Consider the following 15,329-nt stretch of genomic DNA (forward strand, 5'->3'; position numbering starts at 1 on the left):
TCGTTACGTCTGCGTGCGCGAATCCGCCCGCGGGTATGTTCAATCCGGCGCTCAGTGTGCGGCCCATTCGATCGTCGACAGATCGATGCCTTCCTGGTGCATTTCCCAGAGCGGCGAGAGTTCGCGCAGCTTCGCGATCTTGCTGTTCAGCAGGTTGATCACGAAGTCGACTTCCTGCTCCGTCGTGAAGCGGCCGACCGTGAAGCGGATCGAGCTGTGGGCCAGTTCGTCGTTGCGGCCGAGCGCACGCAGCACGTACGACGGCTCCAGCGACGCCGACGTGCATGCGGAGCCCGACGACACCGCGACGTCCTTGATCGCCATGATCAGCGACTCGCCTTCGACGAAGTTGAAACTGATGTTGAGGTTGTGCGGGACACGGCGCTCCATGTCGCCGTTCACGTACGTTTCCTCGATTTGCGACAGGCCGCGCAGCAGCTTGTCGCGCAGCATGCGGATGCGCTCGTTTTCCGTCGCCATTTCTTCGCGTGCGATACGGAACGCTTCGCCCATGCCGACGATCTGGTGCGTCGCCAGCGTGCCCGAACGCATGCCGCGCTCGTGGCCGCCGCCGTGCATCTGCGCTTCGATGCGCACGCGCGGCTTGCGACGCACGTACAGCGCACCGATGCCCTTCGGGCCGTAGGTCTTGTGCGCCGAGAACGACATCAGGTCGACCTTCAGCTTCGCGAGGTCGATCGCGACCTTGCCGGTCGACTGTGCGGCGTCGACGTGGAACACGATGCCCTTCTCGCGGCAGATCTCACCGATCGTCTCGATGTCCTGGATCACGCCGATCTCGTTGTTCACGTGCATCACCGACACGAGGATCGTGTCCGGGCGCAGTGCGGCCTTGAACACGTCGAGGTCGATCAGGCCGTCATCCTTCACGTCGAGGTAGGTGACTTCGAACCCGTCGCGCTCGAGCTCGCGGCAGGTGTCGAGCACGGCCTTGTGCTCGGTCTTCACCGTGATGATGTGCTTGCCCTTGCCCTTGTAGAAGTTCGCGGCACCCTTGATCGCGAGGTTGTCCGATTCCGTTGCGCCGGACGTCCAGATGATCTCGCGCGGATCCGCGTTCACGAGCGCGGCCACGTTCTCGCGCGCCTCCTCGACCGCACGCTCCGCGTCCCAGCCATACGCGTGGCTGCGCGACGCCGGGTTGCCGAACTGCTCGCGCAGATACGGCACCATCTTGTCGACCACGCGCGGGTCGACCGGCGTCGTCGCGCTGTAATCCATGTAGATGGGCAGGTGGAGAGTGTCTTGGGTCATCTGTCGCTCCGGGAATTCTGTGCAGGGACTATGTGCGTTATGGGGTATGGCGGCGCCTTCGCGCTCACGAACTCGCGATGTTGAACACCGAATTGGGGCCGAGCGGCATCGTGCGAACCGGCTCGGCCGGTGCCGCAACGGGCTCCGGCGTCCGCCGGTCGCGCAGCACCGCTGGTGCGCCCTCGCGAGCGCGCTGCTGATCGACGAGATCCTGCAGCGACACCGAATCGAGGTATTCGACCATCTTCTGGTTCAGCGTCGACCACAGCTCGTGCGTCATGCAATGGCCGTCTGGCTGTTTCGAGCCGTCGCACGTGCCTTTGCCGCCGCACTGCGTGGCGTCGAGCGGTTCATCGACCGCGATGATGATGTCGGCAACGGTGACGTCCTGCGCGCGACGCGCGAGGTTGTAGCCGCCGCCCGGGCCGCGCACGGATTCGACGATTTCATGCCTGCGCAGCTTGCCGAACAGCTGTTCGAGATACGAGAGCGAAATCCGCTGGCGCTGGCTGATGCCTGCAAGCGTCACCGGGCCCTGCTCCTGGCGCAGTGCCAAGTCAATCATCGCCGTGACGGCGAAACGGCCTTTGGTGGTGAGTCTCATGGTGTCTAGGGGACTGCAATCTTGACGATTTTGGTCAAGTATAAATATTTGACGTTTTTAGTCAAGTATCCATGTCTTTGAAAGGGTATTCGCAGATCGCTGAAAACCGCATGATCAGCGCTCCGTACGAGCCCTGAGCGTCTCCAGCAGGCCCGCGCACGCGCGCTCGACCTGATCGAGCACCTGCTCGAAGCCCTGCGTACCGCCGAAATAGGGGTCGGCCACCTCGGTCTCGGCCGAATCCGGCGCGAATTCCATCAGCAGGCGCACCTTGTCGCGATGCTGCGGCGGGCAGCGGCGGCGCAGCTCCGCGAGATTCGCCTCGTCCATCGCGAGCAACAGGTCGAAGCGCTCGAAATCCGCCGCGCTCACCTGTCGTGCACGCAGCGCCGACAGGTCGTAGCCGCGGCCGCGAGCGGCCGCCTGGGCACGCGTATCGGGCGGCTCGCCGACATGCCAGTCGCCGGTGCCGGCCGAATCGATCTCGATCCGGTCCGCCAGCGCGGCCGCGTCGACCTGATGACGCATCACGCCTTCCGCGGTGGGCGAACGGCAGATGTTGCCGAGACAGACGAAACAGATCGAAACGCGGGTCATCACACTATCGGAAAGCCGCGGCGGGCCGCGTGGGAGAACAGCCCGCCATTATACAAAGGCGGCCGAAATCGCGCCGCCGCGCAAAGCGACGGCGCCATGCCTTACAGCGCCTTCGGCACGGCGAGCACGACGTCGCCGGACGCCGCCGGCAGCGGCTTCGCCGTATCGTCGACCAGCCCGAACGACACCGCACGCGCCAGCTCGGCGGATGCCTGGTGAACGGCAAGCGGGCCACGCGACGGCGCCTCTGCCATCGCATGCAGATAGGCAGCCGCGGCCAGCGGAACGACGATTGCCAGCGGCCAGTACATCGATATTGTCTTTTTCATGATGCGGACCTCCTTGACCTCGCACCCCGAAACCCAATTCCGGGGACTACAGACAGGATTCTATAGACCGCATCTATCGAGATAAATATGCAAATAGCGAACGCACTGTTGTCGCCGAATGAACAGTCGTCAGCCGAGGTGGCTTTGCGACGCCGCGTACAGCTCGCGAAACGTGCGTCCGGTCGGCGTCGGCATGTCGCGCGTATCCATCCAGCCGCCCATCATCGGCAGGCGCCGCAGCGTGCCGCCGCTGCCGCCCAGCCGCTCGAGGATGCGCACGGCGAGCTTGGTCGTGAGCGCGTACAGCATCGGCCGGCGCGCGAAGAAACCCCATGCGGCGAGCGCCGCCCGCTCGCGCCACGGCCGCAGGTGTCGCTCGACCTGCTTCTCGCGCAGCGTGCGCAACAGGTGCGACAACGGAATCCCGGCCGGGCACACGCTGTCGCATTCCCCGCAAAGTGTTGCGGCCTGCGGCAGATCGAGTGAGCGGTCGAGCCCGACGTAGCTCGGCGTCAGTACGGACCCCATCGGCCCCGGGTACACCCAGCCGTACGCGTGGCCGCCGACCTTCTGGTACACCGGGCAATGGTTCATGCATGCGCCGCAACGGATGCAGCGCAGCATCTCCTGGAATTCGCCGCCGATCAGCCCCGTGCGGCCGCCGTCGACCAGCACCACGTAGTTATGCTCGGGGCCGTCCTCGTCGCCCGGCCCGCGCGGCCCGGTCAGCAGTGAGAAATAGTTCGACGTCTTCTGCCCGGTCGCGGAGCGCGGCAGCAGGCGCATCGCGGTCGCGAGATCCTCGAGCGTCGGCAGCACCTTTTCGATGCCCGTCACCGCCACATGCACGCGCGGCATCACGGTGCACATCCCCTCGTTCCCTTCGTTCGTCACGATCGCGACCGAACCGGTCTCGGCGATCACGAAGTTGCCGCCCGTCACGCCCATGTCGGCCGACATGAAATGCGGGCGCAGCACCTCGCGCGCCTCGCGCGTCATGTCCGGAATCTCGGTGAGCCGCTCGCGATGATGTGTGCGCGCAAACAGGTCGGCGATCTCGTCCTTGTCCTTGTGCACGACGGGCGCAATGATGTGGCTCGGCGGCTCGTTGTCGTTGATCTGCAGGATGTACTCACCGAGATCCGTCTCGATCGACTGCACGCCCATTTCCGCGAGCACCGCGTTCAGGCGCATTTCCTCCGACACCATCGACTTGGTCTTGATGACCTTCTTCACGTCGTGACGGCGCGCGATGTCGGCCACGAGCCGCGCGGCATCCTCGGTCGTTTCGGCGAACAGCACCGTCGTGCCGCGCCGCGTCGCCTCGCGCTCGAACGCCTCGAGCCACACGTCGAGGTTCTCCAGCGCGCGGTTGCGGCGGGCTTTCAGCGCGGCGCGCGTGGCCGGGAAGTCGATCGCGGTCATCGCATCGGCGCGCGCGGACACGAACTTCGTCGACAGCTTCTTCAGGTTCTGCTGCAGGCGCTGGTCGGCCAGCTTCTGGCCGGCGCGCGCCTTGAAATGCATCGATTGGACTTGCATCGCGGTATCGGGGAAAAGTGAGCGGAACCGGGCGTCAGACGTCGCCCGCCAGCACCTGCGCGACGTGCAGCACGCGCGTGTCGCGGTCGCCGGTGCGGCGCAACCGCCCTTCGATGTTCAGCATGCAGCCGAGATCGCCGAGCACGACGGCGCCCGTGCCGGACGCGCGCACGTTCGCGCATTTCTCGTCCGCGATGGCGGCCGAAATGTCGCCGTACTTGACCGCGAACGTGCCGCCGAAGCCGCAGCAGTGCTCGCAGTCCTTCATTTCGGTGACGGCGATGCCGCGCTGCGCGAGCAGCGCGCGCGGCTGCGCCTTCACGCCCAGCTCGCGCAGGCCCGAGCACGAATCGTGGTAGGTGACGGGCCCCGTGAATTCGCCCGGCGCGAGCGACACCTTCGCGACGTTCGCCAGGAAATCGGTCAGTTCGTAGACTTTCTGCTGGAACCGCGTGTAGCGCCCCATCAGTTCGGGGTCGTCGCGAAACAGGTTGCCGTAGTGCGCGCGAATCATCCCGCCGCACGAACCTGACGGCGCGACGACGTAATCGAACTGCTCGAACTCGCGCAGCGTCTTTTCCGCGAGATCGCGCGCGAGCGCACGGTCGCCCGAGTTGTAGGCCGGCTGGCCGCAGCAAGTCTGCGCGGGCGGCACGATCACCTCGTAGCCGGCGTCGCGAATCAGCTTGAGCGCCGAAAAACCGATTTCGGGGCGCATCAGATCGACCAGGCAGGTCACGAACAAACCGACTCGCATACGTGCTCCTTCGAGAAAACGGCTCTCATTATCCGCCGTTTGGCCAGCAAGACCAACGCCGGCGCTCATGCAAGCCCGCACGGCGCGAAACGAGGACTTCCTCGAACGGCGTTCGCTTTTTTCACAATACGAGATACAATCGTCCCAACACCGCTTGACGCGTCAACCGATTTCTCCCCCCCGACATGAGCCAACCCACCCCGGATTCAAAAACGTCGATCCAGGTGATCGAACGCATGATGCGGTTGCTGGACGCGCTCGCCGCGCACAGTGACCCTGTCAGCCTGAAGGAGCTTGCGCAGCGGACGGAGCTGCACCCGTCGACCGCGCACCGCATCCTCAACGACATGGTGACCTGCCGTCTCGTCGACCGCTCCGATCCCGGCACGTACCGCCTCGGCATGCGGCTGCTGGAGCTCGGCAACCTCGTGAAGGCGCGCCTGTCGGTGCGCGACGCGGCGCTGATGCCGATGCGCGAACTGCACCGCCTCACCGGGCAGACCGTGAACCTGTCGGTACGCCAGGGCGACGAGATCGTCTACATCGAGCGTGCGTATTCGGAGCGCTCGGGGATGCAGGTCGTTCGTGCGATCGGTGGCCGCGCGCCGCTGCACCTCACGTCGGTCGGCAAGCTGTTCCTCGCGGCCGACGAAACGTCACGCGTGCGCGCCTATGCGACGCGTACTGGGCTGTCCGGCCATACGCAGAACAGCATCACCGATATCGCGAAGCTCGAGCGCGAGCTGACGATCGTGCGCCAGCAATCGTGCGCGCGCGACAACGAGGAACTGGAGCTCGGCGTGCGCTGTATCGCGGCCGGCATCTACGACGATTCGGGCAAGCTCGTCGCGGGCCTGTCGCTGTCGGCGCCGGCCGATCGCCTCCAGGATGCGTGGCTCGGCCAGTTGAGCCGCACGGCCCTCACCATTTCGGAATCGCTCGGCTACCGGCCGGCGCCCGCGAAGGATGCGGACGGGCTGCAGCGGCAGGCATAAGCGGCTCCCGCTCGCCCAATGAAAAAGCCCCGCGATTGCGGGGCTTTTTTTCAGCCATCGGCGCGGCCGCGAACCGCCGCGCCATCGTGCGATCAGGTCCCGCCGCTCGGCGTGTTGGCCGCCGTCAGGCGCTCGCCGCCGCCGGCATCGAGCCAGTTGCGCAGGCGCGCCGCATCGGCGAAGCGCGAATACTTGCCGAACGAATCGAGCAGCACCATCACCATCGGCTTGCCGTGGATCGTCGCCTGCATCACGAGGCACTCGCCCGCTTCGTTGATGAAACCCGTCTTCTGCAGACCGATGTCCCACGAGCCATTGCCGCGGATCAGCGCGTTCGTGCTGTTGTAGACCAGGTTGCGCTTGCCCGTGTACACCTCGTAGGTGCGATCGGTCGAGAACTGACGAATCATCGGGTACTGGTACGCCGCATTGACCATCTTCACGAGGTCGCGTGCGCTCGACACGTTCGAGCTCGACAGACCCGTCGAATTCTCGAAGTGCGTGTCGGTCATGCCAAGCGACTTCGCCTTCGCGTTCATCGCGGCGATGAACGCCGGACGACCACCCGGGTAGTAACGCGACAGCGCGGCGGCCGCGCGGTTTTCCGACGCCATCAGCGCGATGTGCAGCATGTCTTCACGCGACAGCACCGAACCGACCGACAGGCGCGAGCCCGTGCCCTTCTCGTAGTCGCGGTCTTCGTCCGTGACTTCGAGCTGGTCGGTCATCGGCGTCTTCGAATCGAGCACGACCATCGCCGTCATCAGCTTCGAGATCGACGCGATCGGCACGACGGCGTGCGAATTCTTGTCGAACAGCGGCTCGCCCGAATTCTGGTCGACGACGTACGCGACGCTCGAACGCAGCGCGAGCGCGTCCGGCGTGTCGTGCAGGCCGAACGCCTGGCCGACGGTCGGCCGGCGCGGCTGGAACGCGACCTTGCGGACTGCGCCGTGATGGCCGCCATGCACGTTCGACGCGAGCGTCACGCGCTTGCGCGACGCCTTCGCGCGCGGCGCGTCGGCGGCCGCGACCTTCGCGGATTTGTCGGAACTGGCCTTGGCCGACTTCTTCTTCGCGGACGAAGCAGGAGCGACAGCCTTTTTCTTGGCGGCTTGTTGGGTCTTCGCAGTGGCGGCAAAGGCGTCAGCCGGCGCGACGGACGCAGTGGTCGCCAGCAAGGCGACTGCGACCGACACAGCCGTGCCGAGCGTCATGCTCTGCAACAATCTGCGCGGTGAAAACGATTCGGCTTTCATTGGGGTCTGGACAAAGCGGGCGGGAGGTTTCCGCAAGTGTAGTTAAAGCTGAAAAAAAGAGCAATATTAGGCACTTACCGATCGTCGTTAAACCGGAATGTAAGGGTCGGCCAACCTCTGACCAATGAACCCTCCCGCTCCCATCGAAAAAATCGATGGGGTGCGCTGCCCGACAGTACCCGTCTCCCGATTACACACGGTTAATTGAGATAACGTCACTTCAGAGGCAATTTAAAGCGGGGAAACTACGTATCCGGCGCTCGGGGTGCCAGGGGCGCCGGTCTCGGCCGTGGCGGCGGCACGTCGCCACGGGACACGTATCGAAACGGCGCGTTTTCGACAGGAACAGAAGGATAACGTTCCACAGGCCTGTCAGGTTTACCTGTGCATGATCATGGTGCGCCGCGCCTGCCCCTCAGCCGTGCGCACCATCTGGGATCGCGGCATGAAACCGATTCCGAACAGGCACGATAACTCGTTGTTTTATCGATAATTTGTCGCGATTGTGCAACGCACAAAAAATACTTGACATTGGTTTTCTCTGCCCTAAAATAAGCCTCATTGCTGCGTTGCACAAAGCACGCGCATCCGAGGTTCCCCAGCGTAGTGCCCTTTACCCTGCGATCGACGCGATCGCTTTTCAGGAGCTTGACATGTCCTTGCTGACCCCCGAGCAAATCGCCGCCGCCCAGAAAGCCAACCTCGAAAGCCTGTTCGGTCTGACGACCAAGGCGTTCGAAGGCGTCGAAAAGCTGATCGAACTCAATCTGCAGGTCGTGAAGTCGACGCTGGCCGAAGGCCAGGAAAACGCACAGCGTCTGCTGTCGGTGAAGGACGCACAGGAACTGATCGCGCTGCAAGCCAGCCTGTCGCAGCCGGTCGCGGAAAAGGTGCTGTCGTACGGCCGTCACCTGTATGAAATCGCATCGTCGACGCAAGCCGAGTTCGCGAAGGTTGCCGAAGCGCAATTCGAAGAGCAGAACAAGAAGGTCCAGGCACTCGTCGACAACGTCGCGAAGAACGCCCCGGCCGGTTCGGAAACGGCTGTCGCTGCACTGAAGTCGGCACTGAACGCTGCGAACACCACGTACGAAACGGTTCAGAAGGCCACGAAGCAAGCCGTCGAAATCGCTGAAACGAACTTCAACGCTGCTGCTGCCGTCGCAACGAAGGCTGCTACCGCCGCTGCTGCACGTCGTACGAGCAAGCCGGCCGCGTAAGCGTCCCCTGCTCCTGAAAGAGCCGCGCCCAGCGCGGCTTTTTCGTTTCTGGCGCCGGAACATGCTGGAACCGGCGCGTTGCCGACCATGCTCGAACGGTCGTTTGAGCATCGGCCGCCAACAAAAGAAAACGCCGCCGCCCGGATCACCCGGGAGGCGGCGTTTTTTCACGGCCGGCACACTGCCGGCCGAGCCGGCCGCGTTACTTCTTGCGTTGCGGCGGCAGGTCGGTACAGACGCCTTCGTACAGCTCGGCGGCCATGCCGACCGATTCGCCGAGCGTCGGGTGCGGATGGATCGTCTTGCCGATGTCTTCCGCGTCCGCGCCCATCTCGACGGCGAGGCACACTTCGCTGATCAGGTCGCCCGCGTTCAGGCCGACGATGGCACCACCGATCACGCGATGGGTTTCCTCGTCGAAGATCAGCTTCGTGAAGCCTTCGTCACGGCCGTTCGCGATCGCGCGGCCCGATGCGGCCCACGGGAACACGGCCTTGCCGTACTTGATGCCTTCGGCCTTGCACTGGTCTTCCGTCTTGCCGGCCCACGCCACTTCCGGATCGGTGTACGCCACCGACGGGATCTGCAGTGCGTCGAAGTACGCCTTTTCGCCGTGCGCGGCTTCCGCTGCGACGTGGCCTTCATGCACGGCCTTGTGCGCGAGCATCGGCTGGCCGACGATGTCGCCGATCGCGAAGATGTGCGGGACGTTCGTGCGCATCTGCTTGTCGACGTCGATGAAGCCGCGATCCGTGACCGCGACACCCGCCTTGTCGGCGCCGATCTTCTTGCCGTTCGGGCTGCGGCCCACCGCGACGAGCACGAGGTCGTAGCGCTGCGCTTCCGCCGGGGCCTTCTCGCCCTCGAACTTCACGTAGATGCCGTCTTCCTTCGCTTCCGCGCCGACCGTCTTGGTCTTCAGCATCACGTTGCCGAAGCGCTTCGCGTTGTACTTTTCCCAGACCTTCACGAGATCGCGGTCCGCGCCCATCATCAGGCCGTCCATCATTTCGACGACGTCGATCTCGGCGCCGAGCGTCGAGTACACCGTGGCCATTTCGAGGCCGATGATGCCGCCGCCGATCACGAGCATGCGCTTCGGCAGCTGGCGCAGTTCGAGTGCGCCGGTCGAATCGACGACGCGCGGGTCTTCCGGCATGAACGGCAGCTTCACGGCCTGCGAGCCCGCGGCGATGATGGCCTGCTTGAACTTCACGACCTTCTTGCCGTTTTCGCCCTGCACTTCCATGTGGAACGGATCGACGAAAGCGCCGACGCCCGTGACCACTTCGACCTTGCGTGCCTTTGCCATGCCGGCGAGGCCCGTCGTCAGCTTCTTGACGACGCCGCCCTTGAAGTCGCGCAGCTTGTCGAGATCGACTTCCGGCTTGCCGAACGTGATGCCGTGCGACGCGAGCGCCGCGGCCTCCTCGACGACCAGCGACGTATGCAGCAGCGCCTTCGACGGGATGCAGCCCACGTTCAGGCACACGCCGCCGAGCGTCGAGTAGCGTTCGACGAGCACCGTCTTCATGCCGAGGTCGGCGGCGCGGAACGCGGCCGAGTAGCCGCCGGGGCCGGCGCCGAGCACGAGCATGTCGCATTCGATGTCGGCGGCACCCGCGTAGGTGCCGGCTTGCGGCGCGGGTGCCGGCGCGGCTGCGGCCGGTGCGGGTGCAGCCGCTGCGGGCTTAGCCGGTTCCGGTGCTTTCGCGGGTGCGACTGCGCCTGCCGAGGCTTCGACGATGGCGATGACGGTGCCTTGCGAGACTTTCTCGCCGGCCTTGACCTTGATTTCCTTGACGGTGCCGGCGACGTCGCTGGGCACTTCCATGGAGGCTTTATCGGATTCGAGCGTGATGAGCGTCTGCTCTTTTTCGATCACGTCGCCGGGTTTGACGTTGACTTCGATGACATCGACGCCGCTGAAATCGCCGATATCCGGAACCTTGACTTCGATGAGACTCATTACTGTCCCCTTCTTGATTAGCTGCAGACAGAGGGGGGAGAAACCCGCGCAAGAACCCAAGACTACGGCCTGACAAGAAAACGCGAACCTGGGCAGGACCACCTTTGCCGTCCGCCCAAGGACGCGCCTTTCTTTTGGTTACTTTTCTTTGGAAGACAAAGAAAAGTGACCGCCGCCCCGCGCAGGGGCGACGCTAATAGACCGTTAGCAAAACAGGTTCAACGACAGAGCGTGGATAACGAACAAAAACCCCACGCCCCCGCGAGCCCCCCCGCTCATCAAAGAATGATGCGACGGAAATCGGCGAGCAACGCGCCGAGATACGCATTGAACCGCGCGGCTTCGGCGCCATCGATCACGCGATGGTCATACGACAGCGACAGCGGCAGCGTGAGCCGCGGCACGAACTGCTTGCCGTCCCACACCGGCTTCATCTGCCCGCGCGACAACCCGAGGATCGCCACTTCCGGCGCGTTGATGATCGGCGTGAAGTTCGTGCCGCCGATCCCGCCGAGCGACGAGATCGAGAAGCAACCGCCCTGCATCTGGTCCGGCTTCAGCTTGCCGTCGCGTGCGGCCTTCGACAGCTCGGCCATTTCCTTCGCGATGTCGACGAGACCCTTCTTGTCCGCATCGCGGATCACCGGCACGACGAGACCGTTCGGCGTGTCCGCGGCGAAACCGATGTGGTAGTACTGCTTGAACACCAGGTTGTCGCCGTCGAGGCTCGCGTTGAACGTCGGGAATTTCTTCAGCGCGGCGACGACCGCCTTGATCACGAACGCGAGCATCGTGAACTTCACGCCCGCCTTCTCGTGCTCCTTGTTCAGCTGCACGCGCAGCGCTTCGAGCTCGGTGATGTCCGCTTCGTCGTTGTTCGTGACGTGCGGGATCATCACCCAGTTGCGATGCAGGTTCGCGCCCGAGATCTTCTTGATGCGCGACAGCGGCTTCGCTTCGAACGGGCCGAACTTCGAGAAGTCGACCTTCGGCCACGGCAGCAGGTTCAGCTCGCCGCCGCCTGCCGGCGCGGCTGCCGCGGCCGGTGCTGCACGCTGGCCGGTCATCACGCCCTTCACGAAGCCCGTGACGTCTTCCTTCGTAATGCGGCCCTTCGGACCTGAACCCTGCACGCGTGCGACTTCGACGCCGAGCTCACGTGCGAACTTGCGCACCGACGGCGATGCGTGGCTGGCGCGGTATTCGCCCGACGGTGCAGCGGCCGGTGCCGGTGCAGCAGCAGCCGGGGCCGGGGCGACCTTCGCGGGTGCGGCGGCAGATGCCGGCGCCGGAGCGGCAGCGGCCGGAGCCGGTGCGCTCGCCTGCGGTGCGGCAGCAGCGGCACCTGCGGCTTCGAGCAGCACGATCAGCGTGCCTTCCGACACCGAATCGCCCACCTTCACCTTGATCTCTTTCACGACGCCGGCGGCCGGGCTCGGCACGTCCATCGTCGCCTTGTCCGACTCGAGCGTGACGAGCGACTGCTCCTTCTCGACCGTGTCGCCGACCTTCACGCCGATCTCGATCACCGGCACATCCTTGTAGTCGCCGATGTCGGGGACCTTCACTTCGAGCGTGCCGCCGGCTGCTGCCGGTGCGGCCGCCGGTGCTGCAGCAGCCGGTGCCGGCGCTGCTGCCGGAGCCGGAGCAGCAGCGGGCGCGGCCGCGCCGTTCGCCTGCGCCGCGGCGGCGCCTTCGAGCAGGATGATCAGCGAGCCTTCCGAGACGGAATCGCCCACCTTGACCTTGATTTCCTTCACGACACCGCCGACCGGGCTCGGCACGTCCATCGTCGCCTTGTCCGACTCGAGCGTGACGAGCGACTGCTCCGGCTCGACGGTATCGCCGACCTTCACGCCGATCTCGATCACCGGCACGTCCTTGTAATCGCCGATATCCGGCACCTTCACTTCGATCGCTTGACTCATCTGTTTCTGTCTCCATGGCCGCGCGCGCCCCTCGCGGGAGCGGCGCGCGGCATCACACGGCGTGTGCGTTAAACGGTCATCGGGTTGGGCTTCGACGGATCGAGGTTGTACTTGGCGATCGCATCCGCGACCACCTTGCGTTCGATCGTGCCCTCGTCGGCCAGCGCGTTGAGCGCGGCGACGGTGACCCAGTGACGGTCGACTTCGAAGAAGTGACGCAGCTTCTCGCGGGTATCCGAGCGGCCGAAGCCGTCCGTGCCCAGCACGACGAAACGCCGATCGATCTGGCCGCGGATCTGGTCGACCAGCGCACGGACGTAGTCGGTCGATGCGATGACCGGGCCCTGCGTGTCCTTCAGGCACTTCTGCACGTGCGACAGACGACGCTCTTCGGTCGGATGGAGCAGGTTCCAGCGTTCGACCTGATGGCCTTCACGCGCGAGCTCGGTGAAGCTCGGCACGCTCCACAGATCGGCGGCGACGCCCCAGTCGTTCTTCAGCAGGTCGGCGGCAGCGATCACTTCGTTGAAGATCGTGCCCGCGCCGAGCAGCTGGACGCGCGGCGCCTTCTTGTCGGCGTCGGCCTTCTTGAACGCGTACATGCCCTTGATGATGTCGGCCGCCACGTGCTCGCCCTGCGGAATCGCCGGGTGCTCGTAGTTCTCGTTCATCACCGTGATGTAGTAGTACACGTCTTCCTGGTCCGCCACCATGCGGCGCAGGCCGTCCTGGACGATCACGGCGAGCTCATAGCCGAAGGTCGGGTCGTAGCTCACGCAGTTCGGCACCGATGCCGCCCACAGGAGCGAGTGGCCGTCTTCGTGCTGCAGGCCTTCGCCGTTCAGCGTCGTGCGGCCCGCGGTGCCGCCCAGCAGGAAGCCGCGCGAACGCATGTCGCCCGCGGCCCATGCCAGGTCGCCGATCCGCTGGAAGCCGAACATCGAATAGAAGATGTAGAACGGCACCATGATCTCGCCGTGCGTCGAGTACGACGTCGCCGCCGCGATCCAGTCGCACATGCCGCCCGCTTCGTTGATGCCTTCCTGCAGGATCTGGCCGGTTTCCGATTCCTTGTAGAACATCAGCTGGTCGGAATCTTCCGGCACGTACTTCTGGCCCTGCTGGTTCCAGATGCCGATCTGGCGGAACAGGCCTTCCATGCCGAACGTACGCGATTCGTCCGGGACGATCGGCACGACGCGCTTGCCGAGCGCCTTGTCCTTCAGCAGGATGTTCAGGATCCGCACGAAAGCCATCGTCGTCGAGATCTCGCGGCCTTCGCCCGTGCCCTTCAGCAGCGGCTCGAACGCGTCGAGCGCCGGCACCGGCAGCGACGTCGCCTTCTCGCGGCGGTGCGGCAGGTAACCGCCGAGGTCCATGCGCTGCTTGCGCATGTATTCGAGTTCCTTCGAGCCTTCCTCGAACTTCAGGTACGGCACGTCGGCGATCTGTTCGTCGGTGATCGGCAGGCGGAACTGGTCACGGAACTTCTTCAGTTGCTCGACCGGCAGCTTCTTCTGCTGGTGCGTGATGTTCATCGCCTGGCCCGACTCGCCCATCCCGTAGCCCTTGATGGTCTTCGCGAGGATGACGGTCGGCGCGCCCTTCGTGTTCGTGGCTTCGTGGAAAGCCGCGTAGATCTTGTGCGGATCGTGGCCGCCGCGGTTCAGCGCCCAGATGTCGTCGTCCGACCAGTCGGCGACGAGCGCCTTCAGTTCAGGTGTGTTGAAGAAGTGCTCGCGCACGAACGCGCCGGATTCCGACTTGTACGTCTGGTACTCGCCGTCGACGACTTCCATCATGCGGCGCATCAGCGCGCCCGACTTGTCGCGTGCGAACAGCGCGTCCCAGCGGCTGCCCCAGATGACCTTGATCACGTTCCAGCCGGCACCGCGGAATTCCGATTCGAGTTCCTGGATGATCTTGCCGTTGCCGCGCACCGGGCCGTCGAGACGCTGCAGGTTGCAGTTGATCACGAACACGAGGTTGTCGAGCTTCTCGCGGCTCGCCATCCCGATCGCGCCGAGCGATTCCGGTTCGTCCGTCTCGCCGTCGCCGAGGAACGCCCACACCTTGCGGCCTTCCGTCTTCGTGATGCCGCGCGCTTCCAGGTACTTCATGAAGCGGGCCTGGTAGATCGCCATGATCGGGCCGAGGCCCATCGACACGGTCGGGAACTGCCAGAAGTCCGGCATCAGCCACGGGTGCGGGTACGACGAAATGCCGTTGCCGTCGACTTCCTGGCGGAAGTTGTCGAGCTGCTCTTCCTTCAGGCGGCCGAGCAGGAACGCGCGCGAGTAGACGCCCGGCGACGAGTGGCCCTGCACGAACACGAGATCGCCGCCGTGCTGCTCGGACGCTGCGTGCCAGAAGTGGTTGTAGCCGACGTCATAGAGCGTCGCGGCCGATGCGAACGATGCGATGTGGCCGCCGACGTTCGTGTCCTTGCCTGCGCGCAGCACCATCGCCAGCGCGTTCCAGCGCGTGTACGAACGGATGCGGTGCTCGATGTCCTGGTCACCCGGGATCTTCGCCTGCGCGGCGACCGGGATCGTGTTGATGTACGGGGTATTCGCGGAAAACGGCAGGTGTTCGCCGTGCATGCGGGCGAATTCGATCTGCTTTTCGATCAGGTAGTGCGCGCGGCCAGTGCCCACGGAGGAGATTACGCCGTCGAGCGACTCGAGCCATTCGACGGTTTCCTGCGGGTCGTCGTCATGTTCGGCGGCGACATATTTCATCACTTCGTTCGGTACAGCGGACATTCTCGTCTCCTGGGTCCTGGAATGTGAGGATCGCTCTCGTGCAGACGACGCGACGCGACCGGCTGCGGGCAAGCTCCGACGGATTGTAA

General features: G+C 64.7%; 12 protein-coding genes. 2 read left to right on the plus strand and 10 right to left on the minus strand.

What is annotated here, in order from left to right; all coding sequences use genetic code 11:
• Positions 1 to 51 precede the first annotated feature (51 nt).
• From LGM56_RS24245 to LGM56_RS24270, 6 genes are all read right to left on the minus strand, one after another.
• Positions 52 to 1,275: an IscS subfamily cysteine desulfurase gene (locus LGM56_RS24245; protein ID WP_046546057.1), complete on the minus strand. Its 1,224-nt coding sequence runs from the start codon at positions 1,273 to 1,275 to the stop codon at positions 52 to 54.
• A 64-nt stretch (positions 1,276 to 1,339) separates the two neighbouring features.
• Positions 1,340 to 1,879: a Fe-S cluster assembly transcriptional regulator IscR gene (gene iscR, locus LGM56_RS24250; protein WP_009691731.1), complete on the minus strand. Its 540-nt coding sequence runs from the start codon at positions 1,877 to 1,879 to the stop codon at positions 1,340 to 1,342.
• 114 nt (positions 1,880 to 1,993) lie between these two features.
• Complete coding sequence (locus LGM56_RS24255) at positions 1,994 to 2,476, minus strand: low molecular weight protein-tyrosine-phosphatase (protein WP_226206951.1); 483 nt, start codon at positions 2,474 to 2,476, stop codon at positions 1,994 to 1,996.
• Positions 2,477 to 2,577: 101 nt separating this feature from the next.
• A complete protein-coding gene (locus tag LGM56_RS24260) occupies positions 2,578 to 2,805 on the minus strand; it encodes a hypothetical protein (protein ID WP_089495160.1) in 228 nt (75 codons plus the stop codon).
• Between the two features lie 129 nt (positions 2,806 to 2,934).
• Entirely contained in the window at positions 2,935 to 4,347 is a 1,413-nt protein-coding gene (locus tag LGM56_RS24265; protein WP_089440509.1) for a lactate utilization protein B, read from the minus strand.
• Positions 4,348 to 4,381: 34 nt separating this feature from the next.
• Positions 4,382 to 5,104 (minus strand): (Fe-S)-binding protein, encoded by a 723-nt coding sequence (locus tag LGM56_RS24270; RefSeq protein WP_226206952.1) that lies wholly within the window; start codon positions 5,102 to 5,104, stop codon positions 4,382 to 4,384.
• A gap of 185 nt (positions 5,105 to 5,289) precedes the next feature.
• On the opposite strand from LGM56_RS24270, the gene LGM56_RS24275 reads away from it, so the two are divergent.
• Entirely contained in the window at positions 5,290 to 6,099 is an 810-nt protein-coding gene (locus LGM56_RS24275; protein WP_034183553.1) for an IclR family transcriptional regulator, read from the plus strand.
• 92 nt (positions 6,100 to 6,191) lie between these two features.
• Here the strand turns inward: LGM56_RS24275 and pbpG are convergent, their stop codons facing one another.
• The gene (gene pbpG, locus LGM56_RS24280; protein WP_089440510.1) at positions 6,192 to 7,358 is read right to left on the minus strand and encodes a D-alanyl-D-alanine endopeptidase; all 1,167 of its coding nucleotides are present in this window, start codon (positions 7,356 to 7,358) and stop codon (positions 6,192 to 6,194) included.
• 653 nt (positions 7,359 to 8,011) lie between these two features.
• Here pbpG and LGM56_RS24285 point away from each other — a divergent pair.
• Positions 8,012 to 8,578 (plus strand): phasin family protein, encoded by a 567-nt coding sequence (locus tag LGM56_RS24285; protein ID WP_039364780.1) that lies wholly within the window; start codon positions 8,012 to 8,014, stop codon positions 8,576 to 8,578.
• Positions 8,579 to 8,780: 202 nt separating this feature from the next.
• On the opposite strand, the gene lpdA is transcribed toward LGM56_RS24285, so the two are convergent.
• From lpdA to aceE, 3 genes are all read right to left on the minus strand, one after another.
• The gene (gene lpdA / locus LGM56_RS24290) at positions 8,781 to 10,547 is read right to left on the minus strand and encodes a dihydrolipoyl dehydrogenase (protein ID WP_226206953.1); all 1,767 of its coding nucleotides are present in this window, start codon (positions 10,545 to 10,547) and stop codon (positions 8,781 to 8,783) included.
• 278 nt (positions 10,548 to 10,825) lie between these two features.
• Positions 10,826 to 12,475 carry a dihydrolipoyllysine-residue acetyltransferase gene (aceF, locus tag LGM56_RS24295; RefSeq protein WP_226206954.1) on the minus strand — a complete coding sequence of 550 codons (1,650 nt, stop codon included), beginning with the start codon at positions 12,473 to 12,475 and terminating at the stop codon, positions 10,826 to 10,828.
• Between the two features lie 68 nt (positions 12,476 to 12,543).
• Positions 12,544 to 15,240 carry a pyruvate dehydrogenase (acetyl-transferring), homodimeric type gene (gene aceE, locus LGM56_RS24300; protein WP_089425765.1) on the minus strand — a complete coding sequence of 899 codons (2,697 nt, stop codon included), beginning with the start codon at positions 15,238 to 15,240 and terminating at the stop codon, positions 12,544 to 12,546.
• Positions 15,241 to 15,329 lie beyond the last annotated feature (89 nt).

This window comes from Burkholderia sp. AU38729, assembly GCF_020419725.1.
Lineage (GTDB): Bacteria > Pseudomonadota > Gammaproteobacteria > Burkholderiales > Burkholderiaceae > Burkholderia.

What these genes read in the sequence shown, in the direction of transcription:
- LGM56_RS24245 (WP_046546057.1), bottom strand. Translation starts at nt 1,275, where the DNA reads ATGACCCAAGACACTCTCCACCTGCCCATCTACATGGATTACAGCGCG.
- iscR (WP_009691731.1), bottom strand. Translation starts at nt 1,879, where the DNA reads ATGAGACTCACCACCAAAGGCCGTTTCGCCGTCACGGCGATGATTGAC.
- LGM56_RS24255 (WP_226206951.1), bottom strand. Translation starts at nt 2,476, where the DNA reads ATGACCCGCGTTTCGATCTGTTTCGTCTGTCTCGGCAACATCTGCCGT.
- LGM56_RS24260 (WP_089495160.1), bottom strand. Translation starts at nt 2,805, where the DNA reads ATGAAAAAGACAATATCGATGTACTGGCCGCTGGCAATCGTCGTTCCG.
- LGM56_RS24265 (WP_089440509.1), bottom strand. Translation starts at nt 4,347, where the DNA reads ATGCAAGTCCAATCGATGCATTTCAAGGCGCGCGCCGGCCAGAAGCTG.
- LGM56_RS24270 (WP_226206952.1), bottom strand. Translation starts at nt 5,104, where the DNA reads ATGCGAGTCGGTTTGTTCGTGACCTGCCTGGTCGATCTGATGCGCCCC.
- LGM56_RS24275 (WP_034183553.1), top strand. Translation starts at nt 5,290, where the DNA reads ATGAGCCAACCCACCCCGGATTCAAAAACGTCGATCCAGGTGATCGAA.
- pbpG (WP_089440510.1), bottom strand. Translation starts at nt 7,358, where the DNA reads ATGAAAGCCGAATCGTTTTCACCGCGCAGATTGTTGCAGAGCATGACG.
- LGM56_RS24285 (WP_039364780.1), top strand. Translation starts at nt 8,012, where the DNA reads ATGTCCTTGCTGACCCCCGAGCAAATCGCCGCCGCCCAGAAAGCCAAC.
- lpdA (WP_226206953.1), bottom strand. Translation starts at nt 10,547, where the DNA reads ATGAGTCTCATCGAAGTCAAGGTTCCGGATATCGGCGATTTCAGCGGC.
- aceF (WP_226206954.1), bottom strand. Translation starts at nt 12,475, where the DNA reads ATGAGTCAAGCGATCGAAGTGAAGGTGCCGGATATCGGCGATTACAAG.
- aceE (WP_089425765.1), bottom strand. Translation starts at nt 15,240, where the DNA reads ATGTCCGCTGTACCGAACGAAGTGATGAAATATGTCGCCGCCGAACAT.